Annotated in this window: 16 protein-coding genes and 1 riboswitch; of the genes, 9 read left to right on the plus strand and 7 right to left on the minus strand. The window is 52.0% G+C overall.

Annotated features, from left to right (window positions below):
* Window positions 1-30: 30 nt before the first annotated feature.
* Window positions 31-136: riboswitch (TPP riboswitch) on the minus strand.
* Between the two features lie 154 nt (window positions 137-290).
* Together recD and ACH518_RS03200 are read left to right on the plus strand one after the other, a co-directional pair.
* Complete coding sequence (gene recD / locus ACH518_RS03195) at window positions 291-1,931, plus strand: exodeoxyribonuclease V subunit alpha (protein WP_445371839.1); 1,641 nt, start codon at window positions 291-293, stop codon at window positions 1,929-1,931.
* Window positions 1,928-2,341: a hypothetical protein gene (locus ACH518_RS03200; RefSeq protein WP_445371840.1), complete on the plus strand. Its 414-nt coding sequence runs from the start codon at window positions 1,928-1,930 to the stop codon at window positions 2,339-2,341. The genes recD and ACH518_RS03200 overlap by 4 nt, the downstream gene beginning before the upstream one ends.
* Here ACH518_RS03200 and ispB read toward each other — a convergent pair.
* On the minus strand, window positions 2,338-3,342 hold the full coding sequence (ispB, locus tag ACH518_RS03205) for an octaprenyl diphosphate synthase (RefSeq protein ID WP_278210256.1): 1,005 nt from the start codon (window positions 3,340-3,342) through the stop codon (window positions 2,338-2,340). The genes ACH518_RS03200 and ispB overlap by 4 nt on opposite strands.
* A gap of 203 nt (window positions 3,343-3,545) precedes the next feature.
* On the opposite strand from ispB, the gene rplU reads away from it, so the two are divergent.
* From rplU to proB, 4 genes are all read left to right on the plus strand, one after another.
* Entirely contained in the window at window positions 3,546-3,857 is a 312-nt protein-coding gene (gene rplU, locus ACH518_RS03210; RefSeq protein WP_140913501.1) for a 50S ribosomal protein L21, read from the plus strand.
* A gap of 18 nt (window positions 3,858-3,875) precedes the next feature.
* Entirely contained in the window at window positions 3,876-4,133 is a 258-nt protein-coding gene (gene rpmA, locus ACH518_RS03215; RefSeq protein WP_140913435.1) for a 50S ribosomal protein L27, read from the plus strand.
* 78 nt (window positions 4,134-4,211) lie between these two features.
* Window positions 4,212-5,270, plus strand: coding sequence for an Obg family GTPase CgtA (gene cgtA / locus ACH518_RS03220; RefSeq protein ID WP_278210255.1), 1,059 nt, complete (start codon window positions 4,212-4,214; stop codon window positions 5,268-5,270).
* Window positions 5,257-6,378 carry a glutamate 5-kinase gene (gene proB / locus ACH518_RS03225; RefSeq protein WP_445371841.1) on the plus strand — a complete coding sequence of 374 codons (1,122 nt, stop codon included), beginning with the start codon at window positions 5,257-5,259 and terminating at the stop codon, window positions 6,376-6,378. The genes cgtA and proB overlap by 14 nt, the downstream gene beginning before the upstream one ends.
* 44 nt (window positions 6,379-6,422) lie before the next feature.
* On the opposite strand, the gene apbC is transcribed toward proB, so the two are convergent.
* Complete coding sequence (gene apbC, locus ACH518_RS03230; protein WP_445371842.1) at window positions 6,423-7,514, minus strand: iron-sulfur cluster carrier protein ApbC; 1,092 nt, start codon at window positions 7,512-7,514, stop codon at window positions 6,423-6,425.
* Between the two features lie 350 nt (window positions 7,515-7,864).
* On the opposite strand from apbC, the gene ACH518_RS03235 reads away from it, so the two are divergent.
* Window positions 7,865-9,208 carry a L,D-transpeptidase family protein gene (locus ACH518_RS03235; protein WP_445371843.1) on the plus strand — a complete coding sequence of 448 codons (1,344 nt, stop codon included), beginning with the start codon at window positions 7,865-7,867 and terminating at the stop codon, window positions 9,206-9,208.
* A 50-nt stretch (window positions 9,209-9,258) separates the two neighbouring features.
* Here ACH518_RS03235 and ACH518_RS03240 read toward each other — a convergent pair whose 3' ends face one another.
* Window positions 9,259-9,891 (minus strand): PilZ domain-containing protein, encoded by a 633-nt coding sequence (locus ACH518_RS03240; protein WP_445371844.1) that lies wholly within the window; start codon window positions 9,889-9,891, stop codon window positions 9,259-9,261.
* 94 nt (window positions 9,892-9,985) lie between these two features.
* On the opposite strand from ACH518_RS03240, the gene ACH518_RS03245 reads away from it, so the two are divergent.
* Window positions 9,986-10,576, plus strand: a complete 591-nt coding sequence (locus ACH518_RS03245; RefSeq protein ID WP_278210249.1) for a transglycosylase SLT domain-containing protein — start codon at window positions 9,986-9,988, stop codon at window positions 10,574-10,576.
* Window positions 10,577-10,678: 102 nt separating this feature from the next.
* The gene (locus ACH518_RS03250; protein WP_445371845.1) at window positions 10,679-11,158 is read left to right on the plus strand and encodes an FKBP-type peptidyl-prolyl cis-trans isomerase; all 480 of its coding nucleotides are present in this window, start codon (window positions 10,679-10,681) and stop codon (window positions 11,156-11,158) included.
* A gap of 90 nt (window positions 11,159-11,248) precedes the next feature.
* On the opposite strand, the gene ACH518_RS03255 is transcribed toward ACH518_RS03250, so the two are convergent.
* The 4 genes from ACH518_RS03255 to ACH518_RS03270 form a co-directional block, all read right to left on the minus strand.
* On the minus strand, window positions 11,249-12,922 hold the full coding sequence (locus tag ACH518_RS03255) for a GH39 family glycosyl hydrolase (protein ID WP_445371846.1): 1,674 nt from the start codon (window positions 12,920-12,922) through the stop codon (window positions 11,249-11,251).
* A gap of 190 nt (window positions 12,923-13,112) precedes the next feature.
* Window positions 13,113-14,348: a glycosyltransferase WbuB gene (locus tag ACH518_RS03260; protein ID WP_445371847.1), complete on the minus strand. Its 1,236-nt coding sequence runs from the start codon at window positions 14,346-14,348 to the stop codon at window positions 13,113-13,115.
* A gap of 86 nt (window positions 14,349-14,434) precedes the next feature.
* On the minus strand, window positions 14,435-14,983 hold the full coding sequence (locus ACH518_RS03265) for a putative colanic acid biosynthesis acetyltransferase (protein WP_445371848.1): 549 nt from the start codon (window positions 14,981-14,983) through the stop codon (window positions 14,435-14,437).
* Between the two features lie 72 nt (window positions 14,984-15,055).
* The gene (locus ACH518_RS03270) at window positions 15,056-16,225 is read right to left on the minus strand and encodes a glycosyltransferase (RefSeq protein WP_445371849.1); all 1,170 of its coding nucleotides are present in this window, start codon (window positions 16,223-16,225) and stop codon (window positions 15,056-15,058) included.
* Window positions 16,226-16,228: the final 3 nt, after the last annotated feature.

The following is a 16,228-nucleotide window of genomic DNA, read 5'->3' on the forward strand; positions in this document are numbered from 1 at the left end:
TTATCTCCAAAAACAGAATAAATCGCGAGCGCAGGGAAGGATTGGCTTTCCTACGCCGGCATTAACCGGATCAGGTTCGAAGGGTTTTTCTCAGCTTCCGCTCTGGAATTGGGCGGAAACACCCCTAGCCTTTTAGGTGGGTCGGTAAGTTAAATGATAATTAGGGCAATTGCAAGCTCGGTTAACGCCCCGGTAGCGGCAAAAATCTTATAAAACAATAGGTTTTATTTCCTGTCGCCAGCTGCAATGCAATTGCTATGATAACCGGCACCCGATCCAACCATTGCCCCATGACCGACCAACCAACTTTTACCGACCTCGATCGCGGATTCGCCCGCTTCCTCGCCGAACGCAGCCGCTTGAGCGGGGCAAAAAAAAACCGCTTCGAAGCCTTGCTGCTGCAGTTATCGGCCCAACAAGGCGCCGGCCATAGCTGCATCGCGATCGACGCGGAGGACATGGCTGTAGTGATGGCCTCAGGCCTGGCCTCCAGCGGCAAAACCACCCCGTTGATTGCCGAAACCGAGCGCCTGTATTTGCACCGCTATTGGCATTACGAGGAGCGCCTGGCGAGGCAACTTGCGGCACTGGCCCGACAAAAATTCGATACCGGACATCTCGCAGCCAGCCTCGACCGCTATTTCCCAAGCCAAGGCGACGAAATCGATTGGCAAAAAACCGCGGCGCAAGCGGCGGTTAGTCAGGCCCTGAGCATCATTACCGGCGGCCCCGGAACCGGCAAAACCACGACGGTGCTAAAAATTTTGACCCTATTGCTGGAAACCAGTCGCCAAGCGTTACATATCGCCCTGGCCGCACCCACCGGCAAAGCCGCGATGCGCCTGCAAGAGTCGATTGTCGCCAACAAACCCGGTCTGGCTTGCGTCGACGAATTGAAAGACCGAATTCCGGAACAAGCCCACACGCTGCACCGGCTGCTCGGCGCCAAGCCGCCGACGCCGTATTTCCGCCACGACGCCGAAAATCCGCTGCCTTACGATGTGGTGGTGGTGGACGAAACCTCGATGGTCGATCTAGCGTTAATGAGCAAATTGGTCGATGCGCTTAAACCAGGATCGCGTCTGATTTTACTGGGCGATAAAGACCAGCTGGCCTCGGTCGAATCCGGCTCGGTCTTGGCCGACCTAGCCGCCGGCCTGGCCGAGCGCACGGTGGAACTACAAAAATCGCATCGGTTTCAAGGCCGCATCAAACAACTCGCCGTCGCCGTGAACAGCCAGGATGCGGATCAAGCCTGGCAACTACTGCAAGAGCCAAGCCCGCCGATTAGGCGCCTGACCGGCGATCCGATCGATTGGATCATCGAAAATTATGCCGAATACCTGCAGGCGATTCCGAACGGCTGCGACCCGACTGAAATTTTCGCCGCCTTCAACCGCTTTCGGGTGCTTTGCAGCAATCAGCGCGGCCATAACTCGGTGGGCGAGATTAATCGGCGGGTAGAACTGGAGCTGGCAAACCGGGGCAAAATCCGGCCCGGCTCGACATGGTACACCGGCAAACCCGTCATGATTACCGCCAACCACGCCGGCATGCAGTTGTACAACGGTGATATCGGCTTATGCTTGAGCGACCCTGAACAAGGCAGCCAGCTCCGGGTATTTTTCCAGCGCGGCGAGCAATTCCGTAAAGTGTTACCGGCCCGGCTGCCGCCCTGGGAGACAGTATTTGCGATGACGATCCACAAAAGCCAAGGCTCGGAGTTTGAAAACATCTTGATTGCGTTACCCGACGCCGTGAATCCGGTGCTGAGCAAGGAACTGTTGTACACGGCGATCACCCGCGCCAAGCAATCGGTGGCGGTCAGCGCCGACCAAGCCATCTTCAATGCCTGCGTCGGCCACCGGGTTACCAGACACAGCGGCCTGGCCGCAAAATTGCAGACTTACGCTTCCGGACCAAGCCGATGAAATCGATAAAAAAACGCAGCAAACGCTTATTGGCCGACATCCAAACCACGGCAGACCGATTGGTGGTTCTGTGCGCAGACTTGGATTTGCTAAAAGGCTTGTTCGAAACCGCCAGCCAAATTGGCGATTGCGCCGCTAAAATCGCCGAACAGATTTCCGCCGCCCATAAAACCGAAGCGGCGGCAACGCTGGCTCAGTCCCCGGAATTGGCCCGGTTAGCGGATTTTGTGGATATGGACGCGATCAGCCTGCTGGAAGAGCGCATATTTGCCGCGCAGACCAATCTGGAGGAAGGTGAAATCGGCGTTTTTTTTCAACAGCTCCTGGAAAAGTCGGAGACGTTGTACGCAACGCTGACGGAAAACATCCAGCAACTGCTGACGCTGGCGGAAGAAGCCGAAGAGGGTTAATGACTACGTTGCACCGAAAAGTGCGCCAGCGCTTCGAGGGCTTGTTTGTATTCCGAATCCGGCAGACACTCCAGAGCGGCAATAGCCAGCCCAGCCGCGCGTTCGGCACACTGCTCGGTATACTCGATCGCATTGGTCGCTTTTACGACTTCGTACACGTCATTGAACGCCTCGCGCGAACCCTGCCGGATGGCATTGACCACGATTTGCGACTGACGCTGGTCGCCGTGTTGGATGGCGTAAATCAGCGGCAGGGTCGGTTTGCCCTCGGCCAGATCGTCGCCAAGATTCTTACCCAGCTCCTCACTATTGGCCTTGTAATCCAGGGCGTCGTCGATCAACTGAAACGCCACACCCAGTTGCTGGCCGTAAATCGCCAAGGCTTCTTCGGTCGCTGCATCCGCGCCTGAAACCACGGCGGCCAATCGGGTGGCCGTGCTGAATAGAATCGCCGTTTTGCGGGCAATCACTTCCAGGTACTTGGCTTCGCTGGTCTCCGGGTTGTTGCAGTTCAACAACTGCAATACCTCGCCTTCAGCGATTGCGGTAGTGGTCTTGGACATGATGGCCATCACCCGCATGTTGTCGGTCCGCACCATCATTTCGAACGCACTGGAATACAAATAGTCGCCGACCAAGACGCTGGCTGCATTACCCCACACCGCATTGGCGGATTCTTTACCGCGCCGCAACTCGGACTCGTCGACCACATCGTCGTGCAGCAAGGTCGCGGTGTGAATGAATTCGATCACGGCCGCCAGTATCAAGTGGCGCTCGTCGACCTGTCCCAAAGCCTTTGCTGCCAGCAACAGCAACATCGGCCGTAACCGCTTGCCGCCGTTACCGATGATGTAATGGCCGATTTGATTGATCAGCACAACATCGGAGCTCAGTTCGTTTAAAATCAACCGGTCAACCGCCTGAGTCTCGGCGGTGGTTAAATTTTTAATCGAATCGAAATCTATCGGGGCTGAAGCTGGCGTAGAAACTTTAGCTATCATGAAATATTGGGCTAATCGCCTGTCGACGCGTGACGTAAATAGCCGGTCATGCTATGAATATTCGTAGGTAGTGTCAATAGTACCCGACCAACGCGAAAGAGCCGCAACCTTCCTATCAGGAATTTAGGTTTGACGTAAGCCTTGTGAAAAAATATAATCTGCTGTTCACTTTTAACAGATTATGCTTGATGGAGCTTACGCCGATGTATGCGGTAATTCAAACAGGTGGTAAACAGTATCGTGTCGCAGAGGGTACTACCTTAAAAATAGAAAAACTCGAATTAGGCGCGGGCGACAGCGTAGAGTTCGACAAGGTGCTGATGGTGCAATCAGGCGACTCTGTAAAAGTAGGTCAGCCTTTTGTTCAAGGCAGCAAAGTGACCGCGACCGTTGTCTCTCAAGGCCGCCACAAAAAAGTCAGAATCATCAAATTCAGAAGACGTAAGCACCACATGAAACAAATGGGGCACCGTCAATATTACACAGAAGTGCAAATCACCGGCATTTCGGCATAACTTATCCGAGGATAAAACATGGCTCACAAGAAGGCAGGCGGTAGTACCCGCAACGGTCGCGACTCTAACGCACAACGACTGGGCGTCAAACGTTTCGGCGGCCAAGTCGTAAAAGCTGGCAACATCCTGGTTCGCCAACGCGGCACCAAGTTCCACGCTGGCGACAACGTCGGCATCGGCAAAGACCACACCCTGTTCGCATTGGCCGACGGCAAAGTGGTTTTCGTTGAAAAAGGCCCGCAAAACCGCAAATACGTCAGTATTGCAGCAGCGTAAATCCCGATTGTGCCTTGGCACATTCGATCCGAAAAGCCTCGTTTCATAGCGGGGCTTTTTTGTTTATACCGGTAGATTATGAGATTTGTTGACGAAGCGGAAATCCGCGTAGAAGCAGGCGACGGCGGCAACGGCAAAGCCTCGTTCCGCCGCGAAAAATACATCCCCTTGGGCGGCCCGGATGGCGGTGACGGTGGCGACGGCGGCAGCGTTTACCTGGTCGCCACCGAAAACGTCAACACTCTGGTCGACTTCCGCTACCACTCGGTGCACCGCGCCCAACGCGGCGAAAACGGCGGCAGCCGCGACTGCACCGGCAAAAAAGGCGAAGACTGCTTCGTCGCGGTACCGCCCGGAACCATAGTCTACGAAGCCAACACCGGCGAGAAAATCGGCGACCTGACCAAACCCGGCCAACAATTGCTGGTGGCCAAGGGCGGCTTTCATGGCCTGGGCAACACCCGCTTCAAAAGCAGCATCAATCGAGCCCCGCAACAGACCAGCAAAGGCTCTCCCGGCGAACATCGCATGCTACGCCTGGAATTGATGGTCATCGCCGACGTTGGCTTACTCGGCATGCCGAATGCAGGCAAATCCAGCCTGATTCGCACCGTATCCTCGGCTAGGCCCAAAGTCGCCGATTATCCGTTCACGACGCTGCATCCCAATTTGGGCGTAGTCCGGGTCGACGACCTGCGCAGTTTCGTCATCGCCGACATCCCCGGCGTCATTGAAGGCGCCGCCGAAGGCGCCGGCCTGGGTTTACAGTTTTTGAAACACTTGTCCCGCACCGGCCTGCTGTTGCACATGGTGGACATCGCCCCTTACGAAAGCGACGAAACGCCGGTCAGCGCCGCCCGCAAGATCATTCGCGAAGTGGAAAAATGGAGCGACGAACTGGCGCACAAGCCACGCTGGCTGGTGCTGAATAAAATCGATAACGTGCCGGACGACGAAGTCGAAGCCCTTAGCCAAAGCATCGTCGCCGAACTGGGCTGGACCGGGCCGGTGTTTCTGATTTCCGCCCTGAAAAACCAGGGCACCCAAGCCTTGATGTACGCCATCATGGATTTCCTGGAACAACAAAGAGCCCGCACAGAAGATACGCAACAGGAGTTGCCCAGTGAGCCGTTCTGATTTTTGCCAAGCCAAACGCGTCGTCGTCAAAATCGGCAGCTCCCTGCTTACCGACGGCGGCCGGGGCCTGAACAAACCCGCCATCGCCAACTGGGTCGCACAAATGGCCGCACTCAGACAACGCGGCGTCGACGTGGTGTTAGTCTCATCCGGCTCTGTCGCCGAAGGCATGGTGCGATTAAAACTGAAAGCGCGCCCGAAAACCCTACACGAACTGCAAGCCGCCGCATCCGTCGGCCAAATGGGCCTGGTGCGCCGTTTCGAAGACGAATTCCAGCTTCACGAACTGCTCGCCGCCCAAGTACTGCTGACCCACGACGACCTGTCCGACCGCCAGCGTTATCTAAACGCCCGCAGCACCTTGCTGACCCTGCTGCAATTCGGCGTAGTGCCGGTGATTAACGAGAACGACGCGGTCGCCACCGAAGAAATCCGCTTCGGCGACAACGACACCCTGGGCGCGCTGGTTGCCAACCTGGTCGAAGCCGACCTGTTGATTATCCTGACCGACCAGACCGGCTTGTTCGATGCCAATCCCAGCCTGAATCCGGATGCCAAACTGATTTCGGAAATCAGCGTTAACGAAAGCCTGCTCGACGACGTGGCCGGAGGCAGCATCAGCGGCCTGGGCCGCGGTGGTATGTACACCAAGGTGCGCGCCGCCCGCCTGGCGGCGCGCTCCGGCGCCGCCACCGTCATCGTCTCGGGCAAGCTCGACAACGTAATTCCGGCAGTATTCGACGGCGCCCAACTCGGCACCTATCTGATCCCCAACATCGCGCCGCTGGCGGCCCGCAAACAATGGCTGGCCGGCCAATTGCAACTCAAAGGCAGCGTCACCCTGGACGACGGCGCTGTCAAAATCCTGAAAGAAGCCGGCAAAAGCCTGCTGGCGGTCGGCGTCAAAGCCGTGCATGGCAGCTTTCAGCGCGGCGATTTGGTATCTTGCCACGACCTGCAAGGCAATGAAATCGCCCGCGGCCTGATCAATTACGGCGCCGAAGACGCCGCCAAAATCGCCGGCAAAGCCAGTAGCGAATTCGAAGCGCTCCTCGGCTACGCCGACGACGCCGAACTGATCCACCGCGATAATCTGGTCTTGATCTAAAACGGGCCGGCTTGGCAAAGTCGCCAAGCCGGCCTGACACCAGCTTAAGTATTCTGAATCACAATATTCGGAAAACGGCCGCTGTAATCCTTGGTCCGCATTGCCAATTTGGCGGCCATTTTGCGGGCGATTGCCTTATAAATTTGCGCCGGCCGCCCGTCCGGATCGGCCACCACCGATGGTCGGCCGCTATCGGCATATTCCCGGATATGGATATCCAAGGGCAATGCTCCAAGCATATCCACTTTGTTTTTCGCCGCCATCGCCACGCCGCCGCCCTGGCCGAAGATCGCCTCTTCGTGGCCGCAATTGCTGCAGATGTGCATGCTCATGTTCTCAACCAGGCCCAAAATCGGCACATTCACCTTTTCGAACATACCCAAACCGCGCTGAGCGTCGATCAGCGCGATGTCCTGCGGCGTGGTGACGACCACGGCTCCGCTGACCGGAATCTGCTGCGCCAGCGTCAGTTGAATATCACCGGTCCCCGGCGGCAGGTCGATAATCAGATAATCCACGTTGTCCCATTGAGTTTGGGTCAGCAACTGCTGTAGCGCGCCGGTCACCATCGGCCCGCGCCAAATCATCGGCTGGTCCGGATCGACCAGATACCCGATGGACATGGTCTGGATGCCGAAGGAGACCTTCGGCTTCAGCATTTTGCCGTCCTCGCTGTCCGGTTTACCGGACAAACCCAGCATGGTCGGAATGCTCGGCCCGTAAATATCGGCATCGAGAATGCCGACATTGGCACCCTCGGCGGCCAACGCCAAGGCCAAATTCACTGAGGTGGTGGACTTGCCGACGCCACCCTTGCCCGATGCCACGGCGATAACGTTTTTTACGTTGGGCAACGGTTTCAGCGTCTTTTGCACCGAATGGGACACAATATTGACGTTGACCACAACATCGACTTTGCCCACATCGGGCAGCGCCTGCAGGCGCCGCGTCAATGCTTCGCGCAATTCTTCCTGATAGCTTTTGGCCGGATAACCCAGTTCGATCGCCACGCTGACATCTTGGCCTTCCACGCTGATCTTCTTGACCGATTTTGCCGAAACCAGGTCGGTTTCGACATTCGGATCGATGAAACTTTTCAGTAAATTTTCGACAACAGCCTTGTCAATGCTCGCCATGCAGAACTCCGGATCAAATAGGTAATAACCGAGTAGTTTACTGCGAATTCGCTACCGCTCAAGCCCTTTATCCCGCGCCGGCCCGACAAACGTTGCCCGCAAACCAAGCGGCCACACAGCCGGCAGCCTCAAGCCGCTACACCGCCAAGCCAGCACCACCACGTCATCGCATCAAACAAATCACCGCAACATGAAAAATAAATTTTACTTTTATAATAAAAAGTTATAGAAATATTCTAACGTTTAGAGTTAGATTCATTCATCTTAATTCGCTCTTAATCGCCACCTCATCTGACTTTAATTTGCATCGTTTAGTGTCAAACACCTGATTTTGAACATTTAACAGACACATGACTCGACCCGCCGCCACGCCAAACCGCATCGCGTCGCCCAAAGCGTTAGCCGTATCGGCGCTGCTATTGAGCCAATTGCTGTCCGGCTGCCAAAGCTTACAGATATTCCAGCAGCCCGAGCCGGAAACCATCGTCTGGAACAGCAAAGCCGAAGACCTGCCGATACACGAATTCAGCCTGAGCCCCGGCCAAAACATGGTCGGCGAGTTGGCCAGCATCACCAGCGCCGAAAACGACACGCTGTCAGACATCGGCCGCCACTACGGCTTGGGCTTCAACGACATCGCCAATGCCAACGCCGGCGTCGATCCCTGGACATTGTCCTCGGGCCAGAACGTATTATTGCCGCTCAGCTTCATTCTGCCGGACGCCCCACGCAAGGGTATCGTGCTAAATCTGGCCAACATGCGCATGTTTTATTATCCAAAGAACGCGACCAACAGCGTGCTGACTTATCCGGTGGGCATCGGTCGTCAAGGCTGGCACACGCCGCTAGGGCAAACCCAGATCGTCGCCAAGAAAGCCAATCCGGATTGGACCGTACCGGCATCAATCCAACGGGAACATCAAGCGCAAGGCACGCCGTTGCCAAAAGTAGTCCGCTCCGGGCCGGACAACCCGCTAGGCGATTACGCCATGCCGCTTGGCTTCAGCGGTTACCTGATCCACGGCACCAACAAGCCCTACGGCATCGGCATGCAAGTCAGCCACGGCTGCGTGCAACTCTATCCGGAAGATATCGAAACGCTGTTCGGCAAGGTCAAGATCGGCACGCCGGTCAATATCGTCCACCAACCTTATCTGGCAGCCTGGCGCGACGACATGCTGTATCTGGAAGCGCATCCGCCGCTGGACAAATGGGAGAAACAAACAAAGCAGCTGCAAAAAGACATTCGCAAGAAGCTTCAACAACTTGCCGCCGCTAAAGGTGCCGAGATCGACTGGAGCAAAGCCGACCTTATTCTGCGGCGCGCCGACGGGATTGCCACGCCAGTCTTGGCCGGCAGCCCCGACCTAGCGGAGTTACGCGCCAACGCCATTCCGTTAGCCCGCCCGGACAAGCTATTCGGCCAACCAATCCCGTCGGAGTTAAGCGATAGCGACTGGGCCATTCAAGCGGCGGTATTCGACAACGCAACCGATGCGCAAAAGCTGGCCGCGATGTTAAATCACCAAGGCCCGCCGATCCCAGCGCACAAGGTCGCCAAAGACGGTAGTTATCAAGTCGTGGTCGGACCGTTGAAAAACAAAAAAGAAGTCAAAATTGTTGCCCAACGCATCAAGCAGAATTTTGATATGGACGTGACACCGCTCGCCCCCAGACGAGCGGCGAAAAACTGAGCGAAAAGCGCTACGGCTCGAGCCGCTTCACCCCGGAGTACCTGCCGAGCTTACGCCGACTTCCGAATCGGCTGGCTAAATTTGGGCACGCCAACGATTTCGCCCCGACGCAAGTGCAAATACTGCAAACCCATCAGCGTGGAAATATCGTCATATTCCACCCACACCACCTTGGCCTCGCCTTCTTCTCCGAGCTCCTGAAAATCGAAGCTGACAACCGTGCCTTCCTCGACCTCGATCCTGCCCAACATGCGAATCATGATGCCGTCTATCGACACATTCTCGGTATTGAACGCATAATCGGTGTCGTTGAACACGATATGGCCGGCGGCAGAAATGCTCTTCCGATACGCTCGGCGCCTATAGAGCAAGCTATCGACGTCGTAAGTTAGGTTGCGGAATTCGATCGCAATCTGAAATCCGGCATCGACCGACTCCGCCCTGACCACTTCGGCCTCGCCCGCCAAGTTGATTTCAGGCAGATAAAAGTCGACGATAGGCGAAACTTGCAAGACCCTGAAAATGTCCTTGATGCCGGCAAACGAGGGCTTGACCTTTAACAGCGTCAGCACACCGGTGATCGATAGATTAAGCACCAAAATTTCATGCTCTTCTTGACCTAGGTACAAAAGTCCGTGGCTAGCAAGGCTTTTTCGGTAGGCGCGGTTTTCGGTGGCGAACATGTGTTAATCCTTGTCTCAGGCCATGTTTTACTGGGCTGGAAAGCCCTGAACATGATCGAAAGACCTTATGTATTTTTATGAATTCTGATTGGGTATGTTAAACAAATTTTTTTGTCTGGCAAGCTTAGCCGTTTTGTCGGCTTGCGCAAGCCTACCGCCGAAAAACCCGGAAAACATCTGCCAAATCTTCCGCGAGAAAGAAGACTGGTACCAAGCCAGCCTCAGCTCCGCCCGGCGCTGGGGCGTGCCGATCGCGGTGCAAATGGCCATCATCAATCAGGAATCCAGCTTTGTCGCCGACGCCCAACCGCCGCGGCCGCTGATTTTAGGATTTATTCCCTGGTTCCGTTCGAGCAGCGCTTACGGGTATCCGCAGGCCAAAGACGAAACCTGGGCCGATTACCAAAAGCAAGCCGGCAACTGGTGGGCAAACCGCGAAGACTTTGCCGACAGTTGCGACTTCGTGGCCTGGTACTGCGCTACCAGCAACCGCAAACTCGGCATCCCGACCTCGGACGCGCAAAAGCTTTACTTGACCTACCACGAAGGACTGGGCGGCTTCCAGCGCAACACCTACCTGTCGAAACAATGGCTGATGAATACTGCCAAAAAAGTGCACCAACGCGCATTACGCTACGACGCACAACTGGCCGGCTGCCGGCAGGAGCTGGAAGCCAAAAACTGATAAACTATCCGCCCCATTAATCCGATTCCGTCAAGCCGGGGCGTGCGCAAATCCAACACCGCGCCCCCGGATTTAACGGCACAACCACCTACCGGAGTATTCATGAAGTCTATGAAACAACGAGTTATCGCCACATTAATCGCATTTATCACAGGATTTATTATGTTCTCACTGGCCAACGCCAACACCCCAGCCGAAAACAAAGCCGCCGGCGAAAAATACCTAGCCGACAACGCCAAAAACGCCGGCGTAACCACCACCGCCAGCGGCCTGCAATACCAAGTATTTACCGAAGGCACCGGCGTAGCGCCCAAAGCCAGCGACAACGTCACCGTTCACTACAAAGGCACCACCATTGACGGTAGAGAATTCGACAGCTCTTACAGCCGCGGCGCACCGGCCACGTTCCCGCTGAACAGAGTCATCGCCGGCTGGACCGAAGGCGTTCAGCTGATGAAAGAAGGCGCCAAATACCGCTTCTTCATCCCTTCCAACCTGGCCTACGGCGAACGCGGCGCCGGCCGCGACATCGGTCCGAACTCGGCGCTGATTTTTGATGTGGAATTGATCAAGGTAAACTGAACGCTCGCCCCTTCTGCAAAGGAAACTCAGAATATCCAATGCAGAAGGGTATAAGACTGACAGATAGCTATATCAAGAAATCTGTGCCACCTATTCAACCGGCAAAATTTCCCACAACGTTACCGATGATGGAGCCAAATCCGCAATCGGTAAAACTACAGCCCCGTTCGTCACGGGAATTTGAGGCAACCTTACCGCCCTAAGCGTTTTGGCGTTAAGGACAGAAGCTCTATTTAGACTGTTATTCAATTCCACCAAGTAAGGGTTGGCTCGCCTTTCATCAATCACGGATTTAATTACAGTTACTTTTGATGCTTTAAACGGTAAATTTCGGATGGTTATTTGCGTTTGCTCAGGAATGGACAATTCTCGCGCGCTCAAGAAGTCCCAATTTTGATTAAATACAATCGCTGCAACCTCTGACGAATTTGCTCCCGCAACGACCCCAATCGAGCCATTTCTGACCGGAACCGTTTTAACCCTTTGATCAGGTAATTTAGTAAACATCATCGCAACACTGTGTAGGGGTTTGGGAGCTCCGCCATCTTGGTGAAAGAAACTTGCCCACTTCCAATTATTCTCGACAAACTCCGGCGGAACCTGATGATCTATAAAACTTAAAAGGGCACCCTCTTCAATACCGCTCTCAGTTGCATCCAGTAAAAAACGAGCCGTCCAAGCAGCACCTACGTTAGTGCCGTTGATGATGCCTCTCGCTGTTTCGGTACCATAGTGAACCCCCCATTCTGAGAAAAATATCGGCACATGTTCAAGGCCCACCCGACTTAAAGTATCGTGAACATGTCTGGAAAATTCGTCGATTGATGGATATCTGCCAAATTTTGGCAAACCGGTGAGGGACTGGTTAAGACCGTAAAAATGAAAGGAAAAAAAATCCAACCGCAACTTCCTATTTGCCACGTCCGATAGAAACTGATCAGCCCAGTTTAACTTGCCAAAGCCAAACGAGTACGGACCGATTGCCGGGCCGCCAATTCTAAAATTAAGCTCCGGATGCTCGCGCCCGAGTTTATCTGCCGCATTTGCCCATGCAGTGTATAACTTTAAATATTCATCATACATTTTTGGAGACGCGTTCCAAACGCTTTCCCCTAAAAGCCAAATCTGGCCATTGACATCAGGTTCGTTCGCTACTTCAAAATCCACCTGCGATATACCGTGTTCAACCGTTACGAATTCCAAAAATGCATATGCATAATCTTCGTAGACGTTCCAATCAGATATCCCGTATTTCGCACCATTCGCTCCGACTTTTAACAGAGCCGTTTGAGGATATTGACCGACCACGATATGAGGAATAAGGTTCTTAGCTTTGCAATTGTCCAATTGCGTACCCAAAGCACCGTCTGTAAAGTCAAAGTAGACTGCATTTGTATCAGGATCTACTCTAACCCCATTTCTAGATTCAATACTAATTAATCTAGCTTTTGATATTCCCAACGGTTCGAGCAATTTCAACGATACGGCCGAATCAGGAATTGGCCATGTCGCCTCCCGGAAATACTCACGCATTTGCTTAATATCTGCGCGTTGAGAAACGTTATACTTTGTTTGAGCATCCACAACAATTGACTGAAATGCAATACATTCATGGACAGTACCAATCATAAATATTGCCAATAGTGCGAAATTAAAGCCCAATCTACCGGATGAGGCTTTATCGACTGAGACATACCCGTACCCACACTGCCGCAACAACCGCATTGCCAGCCAACTACCGAAACTAAATTTGCTTAACTTCATTTCTAACTCCTTATTTCAGTTGCACTAAACCCAAGAAAAACTCCTCATCCTTAGGCATTGATAGCTTGAGATTAACTCTCAAATCCATTCCAGGATACAATTCCAAACTAATTTCTACACTTTTAGAATCCCACCGGTTTAATTCGGAACAACCGCGCCGACAAATATGAAACGGTTGCGTGCCAAACAATTACTCACGACTCAACCGATCAACCAACCGCCCCAGGATTTGATCTTTTTTTAGGTTATCCAGCGCAAACTGGCGAGCTACTTTGTTAAAACCACCCTCTTTTATTTTTGGCAAACTCAACAATGTTGATTTTATTTCAGAGACCAAAGCCTCGGTATTCTCAGGTTCGATACGTTTGGATATACCTGGATATTTTTCGCACAAAACTCCAAGCTCAGTATTCGATTCGGCAGTTATAATGCAATTTCCGCCCACAGCAAGAATCGCTGTGAGTTTAGAAGGCAATACCGCATCCGCCGCTCCTTTCTTTTGTATAACAAGATGAACATCGGCCAACGCTAATAAATCCGGCAAATGCTGATACGGTTGCAACGGAAAAAATTTCAAATTGGTTAATTGCAACTGCATCGCTAATTCCTTTAACTCCGGCAGGGCAGCCCCTGTTCCAACCAGAATAAACAGAAGTCCGGCATGATCACCCAGTGCCTTAGCCGTATGAAGTACCATTTCCAACCCCTGCTTTTTGCCGATATTCCCCGAATATAGAACGACCTTAGTATCGTCACTTATTCCCCATTTTTTTCTATAAAAGTCGGCGTTACCGTTTGGAGTAAGAAAATCGGTATCGACCCAGTTTGGAAAATAAAATAACTTCTCACTATTGCCAACCTTTCGCTCGGCATTACGCAGCATGCTGTAGGATATGCTCGAAATAACATCAAACCGACGCATAAACCAACGCTCTACCCATTTTGCCAAATTAGATATCCATCCGGAGTTACCCATACCTAACCCAAGCATTGCATCTAGTTCGAAATCTTGAATATGCAATACAGATTTGCAGCCGCGTAACTTGCTAAATAACAATGCACCAGGAGCGCAAAAAAAAGTTGGCTCTATGCAAAAAACAGCATCCGGCTTCCAAAGCCACTGCCTAAATACCGCGGGGGCACTAAAAAGGGCAAAACTCAACAGATGCAATAACCTCGTAGTGGTACTTGGCGTTTTAGGTACGAATAAAGGACAGCGATATACAGAGACTCCATTTATCGACTCCGTCATATAGAACCAACTTTTATAGCCGCTTCCGACCTTCCATTCGGGATAATAAGGAGGCGCGCATACCACTCTCACCTCATGGCTGCCCGAGGCCAACCACTCGCACATTTCGCCAGAATATTTACCGATGCCAGTTAATTCCGGAGCATAATTAATACCGTAAAGAAGAATTTTCATAGCAAATTAGGCCTAATCGGTTCAGTAAAAAATACAAATCGCAAACTTTTTAACCTTAAATTCCAAGTCGAAAACCTGTCTTGGTTTCATTTCGCGATACGCGGCTTAATTGGCTTTGCAGGATATCCCACACAAACCATTCCCGATGGCATATCATTCAATACTGTGCTCCTGGCACCTATGACGGCACGTGCGCCAATAGTAATACCTGGAGCTATAAATACATCCGTCGCTATCCAAACCTCATCTCCAATGTTAATTTTTCGTTCAAATATTTCGAACGAATCCTTGGTGTAATCGTGCGAAGCTGTACATAAATAAGATCTTTGAGAAATAACGGCATTATTTCCTATTTCAATTTCGCCGAGCGTATATAGCTCGACGTCGTCGCCAATCCATGAATTATCGCCGATAGTCAATTTCCAGGGGTAAGTGACTTTCACCGACGGACGAACGATTACGCTATTTCCTATTTTTGCGCCAAATAACCTGAGCAAAAATCGCCGCCAGCCATATAAAAACTGAGGGGAGCAGGCAAATAGCGTTGCCTGAGTCATCCACCAAAGCTGTACTATAAAAGCATTTCTGCCGCGGAAGTTTTTTGGTAGAACGAACTTATCTAATTGCTGAACCACTGTTTACTATCACATTTAAAAGGAAAACGCGGATTTTTAAATCCAATACATTCGAAATCACAAAATTCAACACTACGAAGACAGATCGGCTGCCGAATTAACAGTGACAGCATCAAGCAAACTGTTTGCCGCTTTAGTAATTTCAAACCTCTCAATAAAACAGCGAAAGGCATTTTCTCGCATGCTGGATTTGGCATCGTTGTCCAAACTTTGCCAATCCGAAATCAACTTCACACATCCCGGCAATGTATCGTCAACCACCAATCCGGCTTGATCTTGTTTTATCTCATGCCAAATATTGACTTTATTACTAATTAAAACCGGCAAGCGGCAAGACATGGCCTCGGCCACAACGATACCGAAATTTTCTTGATGCGACGGCAAAATAAACGCCTCCGCCGAGAGATAAGCCCCCCATTTCAAATCACCGGATAACATACCCGTCCAGGTAATCTTATGTGTTATATCCAGTTTTTCTGCGAGCGAATTTAACTCAATCCCCCAACCAACTTGGTCCGGACCGGCAATAACAAGTTCAAGCTCCGAATCGCTTCCGCAGACTTGGGCAAACGCCTCAATCAATAGATCGATTCCTTTCTTTGGATGAATACGACTTAAAAACAGCAAAAAACGCTTTCCCGCCAAGCTTGGAAATTGATTCAAAAATAGTTGCCGTTGTTCGTCGGCACTGCCTTGATGACCCAATGTCCCAAAATTAACGACCTGTTCGTTGCAGCGGTAAAGCCAAAACGACTGCCTGGCTAATATCTTCTCCTCCTGGCAGGTAAATAACACTTTTTCGGCATCGCGTAGTACGAGATATTCTGCCCAAGGCCAGTAAAGCCATTTTTTCAAATGCTTTAGCGGATATCGCCGCTTAAACCACGGATCCAACATTCCATGAGTAAAAACGAAATATGGCACATTCTTATTTGTTAAAATATTTCTAACCGCAAAACCATGATATTGCCACAAACCCTCTACTATCACGGCATCGTAGCGATGGTAATTTTGCTCCAACCACAGGCTAAGTCCTTTTGCATATCCATAATTGCCACTACCCGGGCCAACTGCATATACCTTCAAAGGAAGCTGCGTTATATAGTCGGCTTGATCACCATCAAGACTGAGGACATCTATTTCATGACCCATATCTTTTATAACTAGAGAGCTCTGCTTTAAAGCCTCTACAGGCCCCCCACTCTCAGGATTAACCGTTCTGATAACTCGTAGTATTTTCATTAA

It is taken from the genome of Methylomonas sp. HW2-6, assembly GCF_052474525.1.